Source organism: Micromonospora humi (genome assembly GCF_900090105.1).
GTDB lineage: Bacteria > Actinomycetota > Actinomycetes > Mycobacteriales > Micromonosporaceae > Micromonospora > Micromonospora humi.
The window spans coordinates 198469-218104 of the sequence record NZ_FMDM01000005.1 but is presented as its reverse complement, the minus strand read 5'-3'; the positions used below and the strand labels follow the sequence as shown (position 1 = coordinate 218104).

Annotated in this window: 17 protein-coding genes and 2 tRNA genes; 8 read left to right on the top strand and 11 right to left on the bottom strand. The window is 70.8% G+C overall.

The features are described 5' to 3' along the window. Positions 1-51: 51 nt before the first annotated feature. The 6 genes from GA0070213_RS11735 to gyrB form a co-directional block, all read right to left on the bottom strand. Positions 52-127 (bottom strand) — tRNA-Ala (locus GA0070213_RS11735). A gap of 31 nt (positions 128-158) precedes the next feature. Beyond that, complete coding sequence (locus GA0070213_RS31850) at positions 159-287, bottom strand: DLW-39 family protein (protein WP_013283222.1); 129 nt, start codon at positions 285-287, stop codon at positions 159-161. Positions 288-330: 43 nt separating this feature from the next. Continuing rightward, a tRNA-Ile gene (locus GA0070213_RS11730) sits at positions 331-404 on the bottom strand. Between the two features lie 145 nt (positions 405-549). Continuing rightward, the gene (locus tag GA0070213_RS11725) at positions 550-1473 is read right to left on the bottom strand and encodes a DUF3566 domain-containing protein (protein WP_091061895.1); all 924 of its coding nucleotides are present in this window, start codon (positions 1471-1473) and stop codon (positions 550-552) included. Between the two features lie 3 nt (positions 1474-1476). After that, positions 1477-3996 (bottom strand): DNA gyrase subunit A, encoded by a 2520-nt coding sequence (gene gyrA / locus GA0070213_RS11720; RefSeq protein ID WP_091061894.1) that lies wholly within the window; start codon positions 3994-3996, stop codon positions 1477-1479. 130 nt (positions 3997-4126) lie between these two features. Continuing rightward, positions 4127-6073 (bottom strand): DNA topoisomerase (ATP-hydrolyzing) subunit B, encoded by a 1947-nt coding sequence (gene gyrB, locus GA0070213_RS11715; protein ID WP_091061893.1) that lies wholly within the window; start codon positions 6071-6073, stop codon positions 4127-4129. Positions 6074-6619: 546 nt separating this feature from the next. On the opposite strand from gyrB, the gene GA0070213_RS11710 reads away from it, so the two are divergent. After that, a complete protein-coding gene (locus GA0070213_RS11710; RefSeq protein WP_091061892.1) occupies positions 6620-7174 on the top strand; it encodes a hypothetical protein in 555 nt (184 codons plus the stop codon). Positions 7175-7181: 7 nt separating this feature from the next. Here GA0070213_RS11710 and GA0070213_RS11705 read toward each other — a convergent pair whose 3' ends face one another. From GA0070213_RS11705 to dnaA, 5 genes are all read right to left on the bottom strand, one after another. Continuing rightward, on the bottom strand, positions 7182-7865 hold the full coding sequence (locus GA0070213_RS11705) for a DciA family protein (protein WP_091061891.1): 684 nt from the start codon (positions 7863-7865) through the stop codon (positions 7182-7184). Beyond that, the gene (gene recF / locus GA0070213_RS11700) at positions 7855-8988 is read right to left on the bottom strand and encodes a DNA replication/repair protein RecF (RefSeq protein ID WP_091061890.1); all 1134 of its coding nucleotides are present in this window, start codon (positions 8986-8988) and stop codon (positions 7855-7857) included. Before recF ends, GA0070213_RS11705 begins: the two co-directional genes overlap by 11 nt. Positions 8989-9004: 16 nt before the next feature. After that, the gene (gnd, locus tag GA0070213_RS11695) at positions 9005-9877 is read right to left on the bottom strand and encodes a phosphogluconate dehydrogenase (NAD(+)-dependent, decarboxylating) (protein ID WP_091061888.1); all 873 of its coding nucleotides are present in this window, start codon (positions 9875-9877) and stop codon (positions 9005-9007) included. Between the two features lie 41 nt (positions 9878-9918). After that, the gene (gene dnaN / locus GA0070213_RS11690) at positions 9919-11052 is read right to left on the bottom strand and encodes a DNA polymerase III subunit beta (protein WP_091061886.1); all 1134 of its coding nucleotides are present in this window, start codon (positions 11050-11052) and stop codon (positions 9919-9921) included. Between the two features lie 795 nt (positions 11053-11847). Then, on the bottom strand, positions 11848-13671 hold the full coding sequence (gene dnaA, locus GA0070213_RS11685; RefSeq protein WP_091061884.1) for a chromosomal replication initiator protein DnaA: 1824 nt from the start codon (positions 13669-13671) through the stop codon (positions 11848-11850). A 552-nt stretch (positions 13672-14223) separates the two neighbouring features. Here dnaA and rpmH point away from each other — a divergent pair. The 7 genes from rpmH (at position 14224) to GA0070213_RS32530 (ending at position 19611) form a co-directional block, all read left to right on the top strand. Then, positions 14224-14361, top strand: a complete 138-nt coding sequence (gene rpmH, locus GA0070213_RS11680; protein ID WP_091061882.1) for a 50S ribosomal protein L34 — start codon at positions 14224-14226, stop codon at positions 14359-14361. Positions 14362-14395: 34 nt separating this feature from the next. Further along, positions 14396-14812, top strand: a complete 417-nt coding sequence (gene rnpA / locus GA0070213_RS11675) for a ribonuclease P protein component (RefSeq protein ID WP_091061880.1) — start codon at positions 14396-14398, stop codon at positions 14810-14812. Between the two features lie 41 nt (positions 14813-14853). Beyond that, positions 14854-15093 carry a membrane protein insertion efficiency factor YidD gene (yidD, locus tag GA0070213_RS11670; protein WP_217628610.1) on the top strand — a complete coding sequence of 80 codons (240 nt, stop codon included), beginning with the start codon at positions 14854-14856 and terminating at the stop codon, positions 15091-15093. A 3-nt stretch (positions 15094-15096) separates the two neighbouring features. Then, positions 15097-16086 (top strand): membrane protein insertase YidC, encoded by a 990-nt coding sequence (gene yidC / locus GA0070213_RS11665; RefSeq protein ID WP_091061875.1) that lies wholly within the window; start codon positions 15097-15099, stop codon positions 16084-16086. Positions 16087-16300: 214 nt separating this feature from the next. Beyond that, positions 16301-16876, top strand: a complete 576-nt coding sequence (locus GA0070213_RS11660; protein WP_091061873.1) for a Jag family protein — start codon at positions 16301-16303, stop codon at positions 16874-16876. Between the two features lie 398 nt (positions 16877-17274). Continuing rightward, entirely contained in the window at positions 17275-18024 is a 750-nt protein-coding gene (rsmG, locus tag GA0070213_RS11655; RefSeq protein ID WP_175441322.1) for a 16S rRNA (guanine(527)-N(7))-methyltransferase RsmG, read from the top strand. A 246-nt stretch (positions 18025-18270) separates the two neighbouring features. Continuing rightward, complete coding sequence (locus tag GA0070213_RS32530; RefSeq protein WP_091061869.1) at positions 18271-19611, top strand: ParA family protein; 1341 nt, start codon at positions 18271-18273, stop codon at positions 19609-19611. Positions 19612-19636 lie beyond the last annotated feature (25 nt).

Genomic DNA, 19636 nt, shown 5'->3' with positions numbered 1-19636 from the left:
CATACCGCGGGTCACAGGAATATGCGGCCTGGTGTCCACTATGCGATCGGTTGGTGGAGCCCAGGGGACTCGAACCCCTAACCCCTGCCTTGCAAAGGCAGTGCTCTGCCAGTTGAGCTAGGGCCCCGTGCCGGGCGGAAACCGCCCGGGTGTCAGGCTCAGCGCAGGTCGGGCGCGGTGGTGGCCTCGTGCCACAGGGCACGCTCGTCGTTCGAGGCCTTGACCTTCTTGGCCACCACGGCGGCGACGCCGACGATGCCGGCAAGGATCAGGAGCTTCTTGAACATGGGCTTGACCCCTCGCGCTCGACTGGCGTCGGACGATGTGCGGTGGGGCTAGCTGGAATCGAACCAGCGACCTCAGAGTTATCAGCTCTGCGCTCTAACCGACTGAGCTATAGCCCCGCGTAGCGACGAGCAAGGTTAACCCATCGCCGCCAGCGCGCCCAAATCGGGGGGCCCGTGGCGGAAACACCTGCCGACATCACGAACCTACCCGGACGCGAGACGCCGGGGCGACCGCTTTACGCGGCGCCCCGGCGTCGTCGGATCAGTCCCGCTCGGCGAGCGTCAGCTCGATCCCGCCGACCAGGTCGGCGCAGACGTTGTAGACGAACGCGCTCAGCGTGGCCAGCGCGGTGAACAGCACGACGTTGACCAGGCCGATCAGCGCCGACGTCAGGATCACGCCCTTGGCCGTGACGCGGAAGCCCCCACCGCCGCCCTGGCCGCCGCCGGCGTTCACCAGGTCGGTCAGGCTGTCGTTGACGCTCTTGAACACACCCATCGCGTCGAGCGCGAGGTAGAGCACCGAGGTGGCGACCACCACCACGATGAAGAGCACCACGGAGACCGCGAACGCGAACTTCATCACGGACCAGGGGTCGATCCGCTTCAGGTTCAGCCGGGCCCGGCGCGGTCCGCGGGACGCGGCCGAGCTGACCGAGGTACGCGCGGCGCGTACCGCCTCACCCACCCGCGCCGCGCCGACGGCCGCCGCGCCGCCGATGCCCGGCGGCAGGCCGCCACCGTTGGCGGGGCGGCCCTGGGCGGCGCCGGGGCCGGCCGGGCGGGCGGCCTCGGGTGTCGCCTTCGGGGCGGTGCCCAGGCCGGCGCCGATGCGCGGCTGTGTGCCGGTCGTCCCGGTGGACGGGCGCGCGGACGCGGTCGCCTTGGTCGGCGGTGCGCTCGTGGCGGGCTTCGCCGCGACCGGAGCCGCCAGGCCGTCGGCCGAGGTCGGCGCGTCGATCTTGGTCTCGGTCGACTCACGGGACCCGGAGTCCTCGCCCGGCTTGTCGGGAGGCGGGGCCATGCCGGGGGCCCGGGTGAACTTCGGGGCAGGCGCGTCGGCGGGGACCGTGGCCCGGCCCACGGCCGCGCGGCCGGTAGCTGGTGTACCGCCCTGCGCGGCCTCCTCCTCGACCGGGGTGGCCGAGGTCCCCTTGTTCCCCGACTTCGCCTGTGTCTCCGTCATCAACTAGTCCTGTTCGTCAGGCTCGTCGGCATTGCGAGCAATCGCCACGATAGTCACGCCGTCCGGGAGGTCCATCAGCTTGACCCCCATTGTGTTCCGGTCACGCGTACGGCGTACAGGCTTCACCGGAGTCCGGATGACGCCGCCGTTGCTCGTGATGGCGAACAGCTCGTCCTCCGGATCGATCACGGCCGCGCCGACCAGACCACCGCGTCGCTCGGTGATCTTCGCAGTCAACACGCCCTTACCTCCCCGGCCCTGGACCGGGTATTCCTCGATCGGGGTGCGTTTCGCGTATCCCCCGTTCGTCGCGACCAGGACGTCCAGACCCTCCCGGACGACCTCGACGGCGAGCAACTCGTCCTCTCCGCTGAAGCGCATGCCGATCACCCCCGAGGTGGCCCGGCCCATCGGACGCAGCGCCTCGTCGGTGGCGTTGAAGCGGATCGCCTGCGCGTTCTTCGACACCAGCAACAGGTCGTCCTCCGGCGCCACCAGGACCGCACCGACCAGCTCGTCCTCATCGCGCAGGTTGACCGCGATGATGCCGCCGGAACGGTTGGAGTCGAACTCCTCAAGCCGCGTCTTCTTCACCAGGCCGTTCTTCGTGGCCAGTACCAGGTAGGGCGCCACCTGGTAGTTCGGAATTTCGATGATCTGCGCGATCTGCTCGTCCGGTTGGAACGCGAGCAGGTTGGCCACGTGCTGGCCCTTGGCCACCCTACTGGCCTCGGGAAGCTCGTACGCCTTCGCCCGGTAGACCCGACCCTTGTTCGTGAAGAACAGGATCCAGTCGTGGGTAGAGCATACGAAGAAGTGGCTCACGATGTCGTCCTGCCGGAGCGTCGCCCCGCTCACGCCCTTGCCGCCACGACGCTGCGACCGGTAGAGGTCGGCCTTCGTCCGCTTCGCGTACCCGGTGCGGGTGATCGTCACGACCACGTCCTCGCGGGCGATGAGGTCCTCCATCGAGACCTCGCCGTCGAACGGGATGATCTTGGTGCGCCGGTCGTCGCCCCACTTCGCGACGATCTCACCCAGCTCGTCGGAGACGATCTTCCGCTGCCGCTCCGGCTTGGCCAGGATGTCCTTGAGGTCGGCGATCTCCACCTCGAGCTTGGCCAGGTCGTCCAGGATCCGCTGCCGCTCCAGCGCGGCCAGCCGGCGCAGCTGCATGTCGAGGATCGCGGTCGCCTGGACCTCGTCGATCTCCAGCAGCCGGATCAGACCCTGCCGCGCGTCCTCCACCGTGGGCGAACGCCGGATCAGCGCGATGACCTCGTCGAGCGCGTCCAGGGCCTTGGACAGGCCGCGCAGGATGTGCGCCCGCTCCTCCGCCTTGCGCAGCCGGAACGCGGTCCGCCGGCGGATCACCTCGATCTGGTGCTCGACGTAGTAGCGGATGAACTGCGCCAGGTTGAGCGTGCGCGGCACCCCGTCGACGAGCGCCAGCATGTTGGCGCCGAACGTCTCCTGGAGCTGGGTGTGCTTGTAGAGGTTGTTCAGCACCACCTTGGCGACCGCGTCGCGCTTGAGCACGAGCACGATCCGCATGCCGGTACGCCCGGAGGACTCGTCCCGGATGTCGGCGATGCCGGCGAGCTTGCCCTCCTTGATCAGCTCGGCGATCCGCTCGGCGAGGTTGTCCGGGTTGACCTGGTAGGGCAGCTCGCTGACCACCAGCGCCGGCCGGCCCCGCTTGTCCTCCTCCACCTCGACCACCGCGCGCATCCGGATCGAGCCCCGCCCGGTCCGGTACGCGTCCTGGATGGCCTGCTGCCCGACGATCAGGCCGTAGGTCGGGAAGTCCGGACCCTTGACGATCTCCAGCAGGGCTTCGAGGGTGGTGGACTCGTCGGCCTCCGGGTGCTCCAGGCACCACTGCACCGCCGCGCCGATCTCGCGCAGGTTGTGCGGCGGAATCTTGGTGGCCATGCCGACCGCGATGCCCTCGGAGCCGTTGATCAGCAGGTTCGGGATCCGCGACGGCAGAATGGTGGGCTCCTTGGCCCGGCCGTCGTAGTTGTCCTGCAGGTCGACGGTGTCCTCGTCGATGTCCCGCAGCATCTCCATGGCCAGCGGGTCGAGCTTGCACTCGGTGTAGCGCATCGCGGCGGCCGGGTCGTTTCCGGGCGAGCCGAAGTTGCCGTTGCCGTCGACCAGCGGGTAGCGCAGCGACCACTGCTGCGCCATCCGGACCAGCGCGTCGTAGATGGCCGAGTCGCCGTGCGGGTGGAACTGGCCCATCACGTCGCCGACGACGCGGGAGCACTTCACGTACCCGCGGTCCGGCCGGTAGCCGGAGTCGAACATGGCGTAGAGGATCTTGCGGTGGACCGGCTTGAGCCCGTCCCGGACGTCCGGCAGGGCCCGCCCGACGATGACGCTCATCGCGTAGTCGAGGTACGAGCGCTGCATCTCGACCTCGAGGCCGACCGGCTCGATCCGGTCGTGCTGGACGACCGCGGCCAGTGTCTCCGGGGTCTCCGGCTCGTTCGGGGTGGACTCGGGAGTATCGGTCACTGTTAACCCTTATCAGACTCAGAGTCGTGATCTAGCTGTGGATAACGGCTGTGGAAAGCGGCCGGACTGTGGATAACTCTGTGGACCGCCGGGCCGGCCGGTGGATCGCCGGCCGGCCCGGGCGCGGCCGTCAGATGTCCAGGAACCGCACGTCCTTGGCGTTGCGCTGGATGAACGACCGACGGGCCTCGACGTCCTCACCCATCAGGACGCTGAACAGCTCGTCGGCGGTCGCGGCGTCGTCCAGCGTCACCTGGCGCAGCGTGCGGGTGGCCGGGTTCATCGTGGTCTCCCAGAGCTCGGGATAGTTCATCTCGCCGAGACCCTTGAACCGCTGGATGTCGTCCGGCCGGGCGTTGGCCTTCTTCTGCTGGCGCAGCGCGATGAGGCCGTCCCGCTCCCGGTCCGAGTACGCGTACTGGGCGTCGTCGCCCTTCTTGTTCCACTTGATCTTGTAGAGCGGCGGGGCGGCCAAGTAGACGTGCCCCAGCTCGACCAGCGGCCGCATGAAGCGGAACAGCAGGGTAAGCAGCAGCGTCTGGATGTGCTGGCCGTCCACGTCGGCGTCGGCCATCAGCACGATCTTGTGGTAGCGCAGCTTCTCGATGTCGAAGTCGTCGTGGATGCCGGTGCCGAGCGCGGTGATCAGCGCCTGCACCTCGTTGTTCTTCAACACCCGGTCGATCCGGGCCTTCTCCACGTTGAGGATCTTGCCGCGGATCGGCAGGATCGCCTGCACCCGCGGGTCGCGGCCCTGCTTGGCCGAGCCGCCGGCCGAGTCGCCCTCGACGATGAAGACCTCGGACTCGCGCGGGTCGGTGGACTGGCAGTCGGCCAGCTTGCCCGGCATCGAGCCGGACTCCAGCAGCGACTTGCGTCGGGCCAGCTTGCGCGCCTGCTGGGCGGCGATCCGGGCGCGGGCCGCCTGGGAAGCCTTGGTAATGATGATCTTCGCCTCGGCCGGGTTGCGGTCGAACCAGTCGACCAGCCGGTCGTTGCAGACCCGCTGGACGAAGCTCTTGACCGGGGTGTTGCCCAGCTTGGTCTTGGTCTGGCCCTCGAACTGCGGCTCGGTCAGCTTGACCGAGATGATCGCGGCCAGGCCCTCACGGATGTCCTCGCCGGAGAGCTTCTCGTCGCCCTTGAGCAGCTTCTTCTCCGTGCCGTAGCGGTTGACCACACTGGTCAACGCAGACCGGAAGCCCTCCTCGTGAGTGCCGCCCTCGTGGGTGTTGATGGTGTTGGCGAAGGTGTAGACCGACTCGCCGTAGGACTCGTTCCACTGCATGGCGATCTCGACCGCCATGCCCTCCTCCTCGGCGTCGAACTGGACCACCGTCTTGTGGATCGGGTTCTTCGAGGCGTTCAGGTGCCGGACGAAGTCGGCGATGCCGTCCTCGTAGAGGAAGGTCACCTCCCGCACCTTGCCCTCCTCGCCCTCCGGGACCCGCTCGTCGAGCAGATGGATCCGCAGGCCGCGGTTGAGGAAGGCCATCTCCTGGAGGCGCCGGTAGATGGTCTGGAAGTCGAACTCGACAGTTTCGAAGATGTCCGGGTCGGGCCAGAAGGAGACCGCGGAGCCGGTGCGGTCGGTCGACTCGCCCTTCTCCAGCGGGGTCGGCTTGGAGTAGGTGTACCGCTGCCGCCAGACGAAGCCGGCCTTGTGGATCTCCACGGCCATCCGGGTGGAGAGGGCGTTCACCACGGAAACGCCGACGCCGTGCAGACCACCGGAGACCGCGTACGACTTGCTGTCGAACTTGCCGCCGGCGTGCAGCACGGTCAGCGCGACCTCGACCCCCGGCTTCTTCAGCTTGGGGTGCAGGTCGACCGGGAAGCCTCGGCCGTTGTCGGTGACCCGGACGCCGCCGTCGGCCAGCAGCACCACGTCGATGGTGTCGCAGTAGCCGGCCATCGCCTCGTCCACCGCGTTGTCCACGACCTCCTGCACCAGGTGGTGCAGGCCGCGCTCGCCGGTGGAGCCGATGTACATACCGGGCCGCTTGCGGACCGCCTCGAGCCCCTCGAGGACGGTGATCGACTCTGCGCCGTACTCCTGCTTGTCCTGCGCTGCCACGCTCGGCCACTTTCTCGCACCGGCCGCGCGTGGGCGCGGGGCGCGGGTTCGGCGGACAGGACGCGACGTCGGCGTGCACGGGCCGCCCCCGGGATCACCAGGTCACGGATCGTGTGCGCCGGGCGCCGCGGTTGCCCGCGGATCGCGATCGGCTCGGACCCGATGCGGGACTATGATCAAGGGCCCTGGGGGCCCATGTCCGTCGCTCCGTGCCGGGTCTTTCGTCTCGCCTCCAATCTTACTGTGCGCAGCCGACCAAACCGCCACTCGGCACCCCCTTGGGGGCGGCTGAGAATGCCGTAGCCGGGCGAACCTCGCTGCCCGCGACTCCCCCTACACGCCAGCGACGCCGTGCCGCGCCACCGGCCCCCGTGAGCGGTGGACGTCCCCGGCCCATGATCGGCGGTCACCGTGGCCGGGGGTCGCGGTGGAACGCGACGTGCCGTACCTTTTGCGGCGCCGCCGTTGCGGTCTTGATCTTTCGCGCCCGGACCGGGGACCATCGGCGGAGATGGTCCGACAGACGCTTGGTGAGAGGTGACGCAGATGGGGCTGGACAACGTCGCGGTGCACTGGCCGCGTACCGGCCGCTTCTACGACCCGGTCGCGCCGGCCGAGTTCGTGGACTTCGGCGAGATCGTGGACGTGCCACGCATCTCCGCCCCGACCGCCGCGCTCGCCGAGCTGATCGCGAAGACCGGCACCGTGCGGGCGACCGCCTACACCGAGCTGGTCGACCTGATCCTCGGGCTGGAGAATGTGCTCTACGCCACGGAGAACGCGGCCGAGGACGAGGACCCGGTGATCGACCCGGACGGCTGCTCCTGGATCGCCGAGGGCGTGGAGAAGTTCGTCGCCCGGCACCGGCCCTACGGCGAGACGGTCACGTTCGAGTCGGTCAGCGAGGTGCTGCGCGCGCTGCTCGGTGACGGGCGGCTGGCCGAGCAGCAGCTCCGCTGGCTGGACACCCGGCTGGACAAGCTGCGCGACGACAGCGGCGACCCGCCGCAGTGGAACTTCACCTGCGCCGAGCTGAGCGTGCTGGCCGCGTTCTACCGGCGCTGCGCGGAACGCGGCTTCGCCGTCTACGCGGACGTGTGACGCCCGCTCAGCCGTAGGTGTCGCGCGGGCCGCGCCCGCGTACCCGTCGGGGGCCGCGCGACCACGACGGCGCGGCCGGGCCGTGGATGTGCAGCTTGCGCACCACGTTGTGGCCGACCTCGCTGGCGATCTGCTTGAGCAGCGAGCCGGCCAACAGCCGCAGCTGGGTGGCCCACGCCGTCGACCGGGCCTCCACGGTCAGCTCGCCGTTCTCCAGCTTCACCGGGCGGCTGTGCTGGGCGACGTCCGGGCCGACCACCTTCTCCCAGGCGCCGAAGACGGTCGCCTCGGCCGCCGGCTGCTGCCAGCCCCGCGCCTTGACCAGCCTGTCGAGCACCGCGCCGAGCGGCTGCGGGTCGCGCGGGTCCGGGCCCGGGCCGGAGTAGCCGCGCAGCCGCTTCTCGCCGTCGCCCCGGACCGCGCTGCGCCGCCGGCTGCCGGCCGCGGCCTGACGCTTGGCCTTCGCCGCGTCGAGCACCGCCCGGGCCAGCTCCGGCCCGGCCGAACCCTCCGGCGCCACGTCCGGCTCGCCGGCCGCGGGCTTTCCCGGGGTACGCGGCGCGGCCCGCTCGCCGCCCGCCGGCTTCCCGGGGGTACGCGGCGCGGGCTCGCCCCGTGCGGCGGCCGTCCCGCCGTCGCGTCCCGGCCCCAGCCGCGCCGGCGGGAGCCGCACCTCGTCGTCATCCGGCACGCCGTACCGTCCCCTCGCCGACCGTGTAGCGGGTGCCCCGCAGCGTCGCCGGCACGTCGTCGTCCACCGCGCAGGTCACCAGGAGCTGGCCGGCGCCACCGACCAGCTCGGCCAGGCGTTCCCGCCGACCGGCGTCCAGCTCGGCGAAGACGTCGTCCAGCACCAGCACCGGCTCGATCCCGTCGGCGCGCAGCAGGTCGTACCCGGCCAGCCGCAACGCCAGCGCGTACGACCAGGACTCGCCGTGGCTGGCGTACCCCTTGGCGGGCAGCGGACCGAGGGTGAGCGCCAGGTCGTCGCGGTGCGGGCCGACCAGCGTGGTGCCGCGTTCGATCTCGGCACTGCGGTTCGCGGTGAGCGCGGCGGCCAGCGCCTCCGCCAGCGCCGCCCGGTCGGTGGTCGACTCGGGCAGGTCGACCGAGGGCCGGTAGGTGATGCCGGCCGCGCCCCGACCGGCCGCCACCGCGTCGTACGCCTTCGCCACGTGCGGGGTGAGCGCGGCGACCAGCTCCAGCCGGCCGGCGAGCAGGTCGGCCCCGTGCTGCGCCAGGTGGGCGTCCCAGACCGCGAGGGTGGACAGGTCACCGCCGCGCGAGCCGCCGGTCTTGCGGGCGAGGTACGAGGTGCGCAGCAGCGCGTTGCGTTGCTTGACGACGCGCTCGTAGTCGGCGCGGACGCCGGCGTAGCGGGGTTGGCGGCTGACCAGCAGGTCGTCCAGGTAGCGGCGGCGTTCCGCCGGGTCGCCGCGGACGAGTTCCAGGTCCTCCGGCGCGAAGAGCACCAGCCGCAGCGCACCGAGCACGTCCCGGGCGCGGCGGGCCGGGGATCGGCCGAGCCGGGCCCGGTTGGCCTTGCCCGGGACGATCTCCAGCTCGACGAGCAGTTCCCGGCCCTCGTGCACCACGGCGCAGCGGATCACCGCCGAGGTGGCGCCCATCCGGACCAGCGGGGCGTCCGTGGCGACCCGGTGCGAATCCAGGGTCGCCACGTAGCCCAACGCCTCGACCAGGTTGGTCTTGCCGACGCCGTTGGCGCCGACCAGCACGTTCGGGCCGGGCTCCAGGTCGACGCCGACCCGCTCGTAGGAGCGGAAGTCGACGAGTTCGAGCCGGCGGACGTACACAGGTTGTGGATACCGGTCAGCGCTTGTGGACGGCGTGACCGCCGAACTGCTGACGCAGCGCGGCGACGGCCTTCAGGGCGGGTGATTCGTCCTGCCGGGAGGCGAACCGGGCGAACAGCGCGGCGGTGATCACGTTGAGCGGCACGGCGAGCCGGACCGCCTCGTCGACCGTCCACCGGCCCTCGCCGGTGTCCTCGGTGTAGTCGCTCAGCTCGGCCAGCTCCGGGTCCTCGTCGAGCGCCCGGTCGAGCAGGTCGAGCAACCAGGACTGGACGACCGTGCCCTTGCGCCAGGACTTGACCACACCGGGGACGTTCGTCACGAGTTCGGACGCCGAGAGAAGCTCGAAGCCCTCGGCGTAGGCGTGCATCAGGCCGTACTCGATGCCGTTGTGCACCATCTTGGCGTAGTGACCGGCACCGACCGGGCCGGCGTGCACGAAGCCGAACTCGCCCTCGGGCCGGAGCGCGTCGAAGATCGGCATGAGCCGGTCGACGTGCTGCTGAGCGCCACCGACCATCAGCCCGTAGCCGTTCTGCCGGCCCCAGACGCCACCGGAGACGCCGACGTCGACGTAGCCGATGCCGTGCTCGTTGAGCCGCTCGGCGCGCGGGGCGTCGTCGCTGAAGCGGGAGTTTCCGCCGTCGATGACGATGTCGCCCTCGCCGAGCACGCCGGCGAGCTCGTCAATGGTGGCGTCGGTGACGCCGGCGGGCACCATGACCCAGACCGCGCGGGGCGCGTCGAGCTTCTCGGCCAGCTCCGCGAGGCTCGCGGCGTCGCTGAGGTCCGGGTTGCGGTCGTAGCCGACCACCTCGTGCCCGGCGGCGCGCAGTCGTTCGCGCATGTTGCCGCCCATCCGGCCGAGTCCTACCAGGCCGAGCTGCATGTGCTGCTACCTCCGTACGTCAAGGGTGGTGCTGCCTGCGATCAGCGGGAGACGCGGATCGGCATGATGAGGTACCGGTACCCCGGAATGACCTCGCCATCCTCGCCGGCCGGAGAAAGGACCGCGGGCTTGAAGGCGTCGACGAAGCGCAGCAGGGCGAACTGGGCGCCCAGGTTGGTCAGGCCGTCGATCAGATACTGCGGGTTGAAGCCGATGGTGAGCGGGTCACCGCTGAAGGTGGCGTCCATGGCCTCGCTGGCCCGGGCCTCCTCGGTGCCGCCGGCCTCCACCACGAGGCCGTCGGAGCTGAAGCTGAGCAGCACCGGGGTGGTGCGCTCGGCGACCAGCGCCACCCGCTTGACCACCTCGATGAGGGTGGCGACCGCGACCCGGGCCTCGGCGTTGTGGTCGGCCGGGAACAGCGAACGCACCGGCGGGTAGTTGGCGCCGTCGAGCAGTCGGCTGGTGGTCCGGCGGGTGCCGCCGGAGAAGCCGATCATGCCCTCGCCGGCGCCACCGGAGGAGAGCGCCATGGTCACGTGGCCGCCGAGCGGGCCGAGCGCCTTGGCGGTGTCGTTGAGCGTGCGGGCCGGCACCAGCGCGTTGAGGCTGATCTCCGGGTCGTCCGGGTTCCACTCCATCTCCCGCAGCGCGAGACGGTAGCGGTCGGTGGCGAGCATGGCCATGGTGCTGCCGGACAGCTCGATCCGGACGCCGGTCATCATCGGCAGCGTCTCGTCGCGGCCGGCGGCCACGGCGACCTGGGCCACGGCGGCGGCGAAGGCGGCGGCGTCGACGGTGCCGGCGCTCTCCGGCATCTCCGGGAGGGTCGGGTAGTCCTCCACCGGCATGGTGGGCAGGGTGAACCGGGCGCTGCCGCAGACCAGCTCCAGGTGCGCGCCGACGGCGGCGATGTCCACCGGCTTCGCCGGCAGCGCCTTGGTGATCTCGGCGAGCAGCCGACCGGAGACCAGGGCCGCGCCGTCCGCGTCACCCTGCACCTCGACGGTCACCTGGCTGGAGACCTCGTAGTCGAAGCCGGAGACCTGGAGGTTGCCGTCGGTCACCCGGAGCATCACCCCGGCCAGCACCGGCACGGAGGGTCGGTTGGGCAGGCTCTTGGCGGTCCACGCGACCGCCTCGGCGAGCGCGTCGCGCTCCACTCGGAACTTCATCAATGCCTCCGCGTCGACGTCAGCGACAACTCTCTCATGCCGACCGCTGCCACCCGCCCCGCCCGACCGTGCGGGTACCCCTCGCACCTTAGGGCGCGAGGGCATCGGCTGTGCGCCCGACCCCGTTGCATCCAGGTGCCCGGGCGACTGCCGACGGCAGTGCTTCGGCCCGATCCACAGGAAGTCCAACGGTGATGATTGGTTTTTGTTGTTTAGAAGAGATAACTCATCGTCTTCATCGCACCTGTGCAAACTGTGGAGAACCCGCGTTCGCCCAGGTCAGACAGGTTATCCACCGGTGGTTTCGCTGTGGAGAACCAGGGGTACAACTCGTGCCCCGGTCCACAGCCGCCGTCGGCCGCCGGGTTTTCCACCGCTGTCCACCGGTTGTCCACCGGTTATCCACGGGGTTTCTCCCCAGTGCTGTGGACGGCGCGGACGACGTCGGTCACCGTCGTCCCCAGAACCTTCAACAGGCTGCCCACAGGCGGACCGTCGTCGGTGGACAACGCGGGCGTTGTCCCCAGGCGTCCACAGGCTCGTCCCCAGGACTTGTCCACAGTCTGTGGGTAACCGGCCAAGTGCAGACGGTGTTTATCCACCGCCTGTGACACAGGGGGTGTGGACAACGGGCACGAGTTGTGGACAAGCACGACACCGATCCTGCGCCCTGCACCGGGTCGAGGGTCAACCGAAGGCGTCCGCAGCCCGTCGCCGGCTCCGCCCGAGACGAAGAAACCCGGCCGGAGGCGTCCGGCCGGGCCTGTCGAGACGGGGTACGGGGAGACGAGCGTCTCAGGTGTTCTGCTTGATCCGGTTCGTCAGCTCGGCGATCTGGTTGTAGAGCGAGCGCCGTTCCGCCATCTGCTGACGGATCTTGCGGTCGGCGTGCATCACCGTGGTGTGGTCGCGACCGCCGAACGCCTGCCCGATCCGGGGCAGCGACAGGTCGGTCAGCTCACGGCACAGGTACATGGCCACCTGGCGGGCGTTGACCAGCACCCGGGACCGGGAGTGGCCGCGCAGGTCCTCCAGGCTCACCCCGAAGTACTCGGAGGTCGAGGCCATGATCTGGTCGGCGTTGATCTCCGGGCCGGCGCCGTCCGGCATGAAGTCCCGCAGCACCTCCTCGGCCAGCGACAGCTCGACCGAGGAACGGGTGAGGCTGGCGAACGCGGTGACCCGGATCAGCGCGCCCTCGAGTTCCCGGATCGAGTTCGACACCCGGGAGGCGATGAACTCCAGCACGTCCGGCGGGGCGTACATCCGCTCCTGCGCCGCCTTCTTCTGCAGGATCGCGATCCGGGTCTCCAGGTCCGGCGGCTGGATGTCGGCCAGCAGCCCCCACTCGAACCGGGTGCGCATCCGGTCCTCCAGCGTGGCGAGCTGGCGCGGCGACCGGTCGGAGGTGATCACGATCTGCTTGTTGGCGTTGTGCAGGGTGTTGAAGGTGTGGAAGAACTCCTCCTGGGTCCGCTCCCGGTTCTCCAGGAACTGGATGTCGTCGATCAGGAGGATGTCCACGTCCCGGTACCGGCGCTGGAACGCGCTGGTCTTGTCGTCGCGCAGCGAGTTGATGAAGTCGTTGGTGAACTCCTCGGTCGAGACGTACCGGACCGAGCGGGCGTTGCCCAGCGTGGTGGCGTAGTGCCCGATGGCGTGCAACAGGTGGGTCTTGCCCAACCCGGAGTGGCCGTAGATGAACAGCGGGTTGTACGCCTTGGCCGGCGACTCGGCCACCGCCACGCTCGCCGCGTGGGCGAAGCGGTTGGACGAGCCGATGACGAACGTCTCGAACATGTACTTCGGGTTGAGCCGGTTGCCGCCGCTCTCCGTGCCGCCGGGCAGTCGACGGTCGCCCTGGCCGCCGGGACGGTGGTGGTCGAGCCCGCCCCGACCGGGGCCGTTGTCCGTCGCGCCGTCGCGGGGCAGGCCACGCAGGGGCGGGGCGTCGACCGGGCCGGGCGCCTCCCGGTAGCGCGGCTCGTAGCCGCCGGCGGCGGGGGCGGGTTGCCCGGCGCCGGGGCGCTCGTCGAAGGCGCGACGCTCGGGGGCGGCGCGGAGCGGCTCGGTGAAGGCGGCCCCGAAGAGCGTGTCCTGACCGTCCCGGCCGGCCGGGATCAGGTGCGGCCGCCCGCCGTCGGTGTTCCGCTGTCGCGGGGCGGGCTCCTCCGCCCCGTGCTCCGGTCGCGGCTCGGCGGGGTACCCCGGTTCGGGCCGGGGGGCGGGGAACGCCGGCGGGGCCGGCGCCGGGCCGATCCGGTCGAACCCCGGCAGCAGGTCGGCCGGGCCGTTCGGCTCGGCCGACGGTTCCGGGTTGGCGCGGTAGACCGTGCCGGCCGGTCGGCCGGCCGGGTCCTCCGCGACGCGCACGGTGACGGCCACCTGGATGTCGCGGCCGAGCCGGCGGCTCAACGCCTCGGTGATGGCCGGGCGGAGCCGGGACTCGATCACGTCCCGGGTGAAGGCGTCCGGTACGGAGAGCAGTGCGGTGTCCTCGACGATCGCCCGCAGGCGGGTGAGGCGCAGGTACGCCCGTTGCTGGGCGGAGATGATCTCGTCGGCGAGTTCCTCGGTGGCCGCCGCCCACACCGCGGCAAGGTCTGTCGCTCCGGTCACGTCGTGCCACCCCCCTCGCCTGATCCTCACGCCCGCCCGGACGGCTGACCGGTCGTCATCCACAAGTTATCCACAGCCTGTGTGTACCGACCGATTGTGGCCGCCCACCGGACGCGGGTCGGACCTGCCCCCTGGATTCGTGGAGGCGCTGAAGCGGGTTCACCGTGCCGAACGATTCAACAGCTTGTCCGGTCTTGCCGGTCGGCGACAAACCCGGACCCCCGACGCCGACCGCAATCGCGCACGCTAACAGCGGGGACCCCACGCCATCAACCGTCGACACCCACCCGGCGTTGACGACATCAGTGAAATCGGCCCCTTCGGTCGCCGTTTCCGCGCAGGTCGGGGGCCGGAGTGTGAGGTTTGACGGTCATTGCGCCCCTGCGTAGGCTGGAGCGGATGCTCTCTCGCCCTCTGCTAGGGTGATAGATGCTCGCTGCCCGTGGCCTTGCCGGGGCAGCGTCGATCGGAGGTCACCGTCGAGGTGATCTGGACCAGCACAGGACCCCGGGCGATCCGCCGCGCGGGGCGTACCACAACGGAGAGCCTGACGTGAGCAAGCGCACCTACCAGCCGAACAACCGCCGGCGCGCGAAGACCCACGGCTTCCGGCTGCGCATGCGCACCCGTGCCGGCCGCGCCATCCTTTCGACCCGTCGCGCCAAGGGCCGCACCCGCCTGGCGGCCTGAGGCCGTCCGGTCCGGTACGGGAACGTGGGCAGTCGTGCTGGCCGCCGCACAGCGACTGCGGCGCAGTAGCGACTTCGCCGCAGCGGTTCGCGGTGGCCGTCGCGTCGGCCGCGGTGCCGTCGTGGTCCACCTGACGCTCCCGGAGCCGACCGGCGCCGATGCCGTGACACCCTCGCCGGAGCCGGCGCGGAGCAGAGGTGCGGAGAACTCCGCACCTCGCCGCGCCGGCTTCGTCGTGTCCAAGGCCGTCGGCGGCGCCGTGGTCCGCAACACGGTGCGCCGCCGGCTCCGGCACCTGGTCCGGGAGCGTCTGGCCGAGCTGCCCGCCGGCGCCACCCTGGTCGTACGCGCCCTGCCGCCGGCCGCCGACGCGACGTACGCGCGGCTCGGGGCCGATCTGGACGCCGCCCTGAGCGCCGCACGGGCCCCCCGGGGTCGGCGGTCGCGATGAGCGGCGGGACCGCGACTCCGTCGCCGACTACCGGTGCCCGCATGCTGCTGGCACCCATCATCGCGTACCGTCGGTGGATAAGTCCGGCGCTGCCGGCCCGCTGCCGGTTCTACCCGTCGTGCAGTGCCTACGCCGTGGAGGCGGTGTCCCGGCACGGTGCGTCGCGGGGGGCCTGGCTGACGGTCCGGCGGCTGTCGCGCTGCCACCCCTTTCACCCAGGTGGACACGACCCGGTGCCGGAGCCGGGCGGTCGCCGCCGTGCCGACGTGACTGGAGCCTGAGAATTGAGTCTCGACTGGATCTACTACGCGATCTCGTGGATCCTGCTGACCTGGCACTCGGCCTGGGACGCCATCGGGGTGCCGGTCGGCGCGGTCATCGGCACCAACTGGGCCTGGATCCTCGCCATCATCTTCCTGGTGGTGACGGTCCGGGTGATCCTCTTCCCGGTCTTCGTCAAGCAGATCAAGTCCCAGCGGGCCATGCAGGCGCTCCAGCCGAAGGTGAAGGAACTCCAGGAGAAGCACAAGGGTGACCGGGAGACTCTCCAGAAGGAGATGATGGAGCTCTACCGGAAGGAAAAGGCCAACCCGCTGATGGGCTGCCTTCCGATGTTCCTCCAGATCCCCGTCTTCCTGGGCCTGTTCCACACGCTCAAGCGACTCAACCCGGAGAACGGCGGCAAGACCCTCTACGGCTGGACGGTCGACCAGTTCAACAGCGCCTCCAGCGCGAAGCTCTTCACCGCCCCCATCTCCGGGCGGTTCGGCTCCACCGCTGCCGACCTGGCCCCGCTGGGTGCGAACACCGGCACGGTGAAGGTGATCGCCGGCGTCCTGGTGCTCATCATGATCGCCACCACCTACCTGACCAGCCGGCAGATGATCCTCAAGACCGGCTGGGCGGAGGACCCGCAGCAGCGCATGGTGCAGCGCCTGATGCTCTACGGCATCCCGGTCTCGCTGCTGGTCTCCGGCTCGATCTTCCCGATCGGTGTGATCATCTACTGGGTCACCAACAACCTCTTCACGCTCGGCCAGCAGCAGTGGGTGCTGCGGAAGTTCCCGCCGCTGGTGCCGCCGAAGAAGGCCACCACGACCACCGGCGGCAAGAGCCCGGTGCAGCCGGCCAAGACCGGCCTGCTCGGCCGCAAGACCGCCCAGCCCGTCGCCAAGGCGCCGGCCGCCGCGCCGAAGGTGGCCGGTCCGAAGCCGGGCGCCAAGCCGGTCAACCCGAAGAAGGCCGGCAACCGCCCCGCCAAGCGACAGGGCTAGAGCACCCGGGCCACCGCCGTGACCGGCGGTGGCCCGTCCGGTCCCGAGCTGCCCCGAGGAGTAGGCGCCGGGCCGGAACCGCCGCGCACCGCGCGGTCACGGGCGAGACTGGCCCGTACGGACGTGCCCGAGAGGCATCCGGCGAACCTCCCGCCGGCTCCCGGGAGACCAACGGACCTCGACGGTCCGGCCGAGCGAGTACGGAGATGAGACCGTGACCGACACCAGCATCCCCAGCGCCGACCAGTCCGTGGACGAGGAGAACTCGGCCTCCACCGAGACCGGTGAGGGCACCCCCGAGCCCCGGGAGAAGAAGGCCCCGGCCGACAGCGACCTGTTCCGGCAGAGCGAGATCGCCGCCGACTACGTCGAGGGTCTGCTGGACATCCTCGACTACGACGGCGACATCGACGAGTTGGTCTCCGGCGGTCGGCCGGTCGTCGAGGTGGTCGGCTCCCGCCTGCAGAACCTGGTCGGCCAGCGCGGCGCCACCCTGGAGGCGCTCCAGGAGCTCACCCGGCTGGCGGTGTTCCGGCAGACCGGGACGCCCAGCCGCCTGCTGCTCGACGTCGGCGGCTACCGGGCCGCCCGGCGCAAGGAACTGGCCGCGGTCGCCAAGAACGCGGTCGAGAAGGTCAAGGAGCACGGCGAGGCCGTGCGCCTGGAGCCGATGTCGGCCTTCGAGCGCAAGTGCGTACACGACGTGGTCAATGCGATGAGCGGCGTGGAGAGCGAGTCGGAGGGCGTCGAGCCGAACCGGCGCATCGTCGTCCGGCCGGTATCGGACTGAGGTCAGTGGCTTCCGACGACCCGACGGCGGACGCCGTGACCGGCCCGGGTGGCACGCCGCCCGGGCCGCCGGCTGTGCGCGCCGATCCGATCTTCTCCGACGAGGAGCACCCGGCCGATCCGGCGCACCCGACCGGGACCGTCGCCGACCCGGACTTCTCCGGTGAGTCGCCGGTGGACGCGCGCGAGGTCGAGCCGGCCGCTGCTCCGGTGACACCGGCCTTCTCCGGCGAGCCGTCGGCGGTCGCCGAACCCGTCGAGTCCGACGTGCCGGCCGGCGCGGCGGATCCGTTCTTCGCCGAGCCGGACGCCGTGGCCGAGCCGGCGTTCGCCGAGCCGGGGGCCGTCGCCGATCCGTCCGGGGTGGACGGTGGTGTTGCCGTGCCGGCGACCGGTGCCGTGCCTGATCCGGCCGACGCGTCCCTGCCGCCCGAACTGGCGGAGGCCGCCCGGTCGCTCTTCGGCGATCGGCTGGACCTCGCCGCCGCGTACGCCGAACTACTTGCCACCGAGGGCGTGGTCCGCGGCCTGATCGGGCCCCGCGAGACGCCCCGCCTCTGGGATCGGCACCTGCTCAACTGCGCCGTGGTGGCGGAGCGGATCCCGGAGGGGGCCAGCGTGATCGACGTCGGCTCCGGGGCGGGGCTGCCCGGGCTGGTCCTGGCGATCGCGCGACCCGATCTCTCCGTGACGCTTGTCGAGCCGCTCGCCCGACGGGTGTCCTTCCTGGTCGAGGCGATCCAACGCCTCGGCCTGACCAAGTCGGTACGGGTCTTCCGAGGGCGGGCCGAAGAAGCGGCGGCCGGGTCGAAGGACCGCGATCCGCTGAGCGCCGACATCGTCACGGCACGCGCGGTGGCGCCGCTGGACCGGCTCGCCACCTGGTGCCTTCCGCTGCTCGCGCCGGGGGGACGACTGCTCGCGCTCAAGGGCGCGTCCGCGGCGGAAGAGATCACCGCACACGCCGAGGCCGTCGGTCGGCTCGGCGGCGGGGAGCCCGCACTGCGCCAGTGCGGCATCGGGGTGATCGAGCCCGCCGCCACCGTGGTCGAGGTGGTCCGGGAGCGGGTGGTCAACCAACGCAAGCCGAAGGGCCCGAAGCGCTCACGCGGCGGTCGCCGGCGCGGCGGCCGGAACCGGGATCGCTGACCCGGTAAGGCTTCCGCGACCACCCGTCGGTCGTTGGACCGGGAGGGACGTGACCGGATCGATCACAACCCGACATGGACCCGCCGCGCCCGTCGGCCGTAGGCTGACCGCGCGTCGATAGTCTGGAACGGCGGCGCCGGGTGGCACCCGACCCCGACCGTTCCCGCCGGGCCGGTGACGCCGCGCGAAGTGCGGGGCCCGACTGACGGGTGCGGACCGACCATCCGGAGCGGGTAGGGATGACAGGTGCATGACGACGGCAGGTACGACGATCCTCGGCTGACCGGGGGCGACGGGCGATCACCCGACGATCCCGTTTCACGTGAAACCAGCTATCAGGAGTGGGCGGTGAACGATCCTCGTGACGCATCCCCGCACCCCGTCGATCCGACCTCGCGGCCGGATCCGTCGAGCGGCGCCGTCCGGCCGGTCTCATCCGCGCCGGCCAACGTGCCGCCGGTCCGCGACCCGCACGATCCGAGCGACGGCCCGGTGAACGCCCCGACTCCCCGGCCGGCCGCGGCCCGCGCGAACGTCGCGGTCTCCGCGCGCTTCGAGCCGCAGACCCCGGCCTCCGTCGTGCCGCACCAGCCCGGCGCGGCCATCGTCGAGACGACGACGCCACCGGCCGACACGCCACCGGCTACCGGGTACGCGGAAGAGACCGGTGCCGACCCGTACGTTTCACGTGAAACCCCGACGCGCGAAGAGGATGACCCACCGTTGGCTATGGAGGCGATGCGCGCCGTGCAGATCCTGAATCCCAGTGGCGAGGTCTCCATGCCCCGTCCCGACCGGACCCGGGTGATGTGCGTCGCCAACCAGAAGGGTGGCGTGGGCAAGACCACCACCACCGTGAACCTCGCGGTGGCGCTTGCGCTGCACGGCAACCGCGTGCTCGTGGTCGACCTCGACCCGCAGGGCAACGCCTCGACCGGGCTCAACGTGCCGCACCACACCGGGGTGCCGGACGTCTACGACTGCCTGATCGACAGCGTGCCGCTCGCCGAGGTCGCCCAGGCGGTCGAGGGCATCCCCAACCTGTGGTGTGTGCCGGCCACCATAGATCTGGCCGGCGCCGAGATCGAGCTGGTCTCGGTGGTCGCCCGCGAGTCCCGCCTGTCGCGCGCCATCGAGGCGTACCCGGGTCACTTCGACTACGTCTTCATCGACTGCCCGCCCTCGCTCGGCCTGCTGACCGTCAACGCGTTGGTCGCCGCGCAGGAGGTGCTCATCCCGATCCAGTGCGAGTACTACGCGCTGGAGGGTCTCAACCAGTTGATAAACAACATCAACCTGGTACGCCAGCACCTGAACCCGAAGCTCGAGGTCTCCACCATCCTGCTGACCATGTACGACCGGCGTACCCGGCTGGCCGACGCGGTGGAACAGGACGTCCGGAACCACTTCGGCGACAAGGTCCTCCAGGCCGTCATCCCCCGCAACGTGCGGGTCTCCGAGGCACCCAGCTACGGCCAGTCGGTGATGACCTACGATCCCGGATCGCGGGGCGCCACGAGTTACTTCGAGGCCGCCCAGGAGATCGCTGAGCGAGGGGTCAAGGAGCCGGTGAGCCGGAATGCGTAGTACGGAGAAGTCGCTGGGAGGCGTC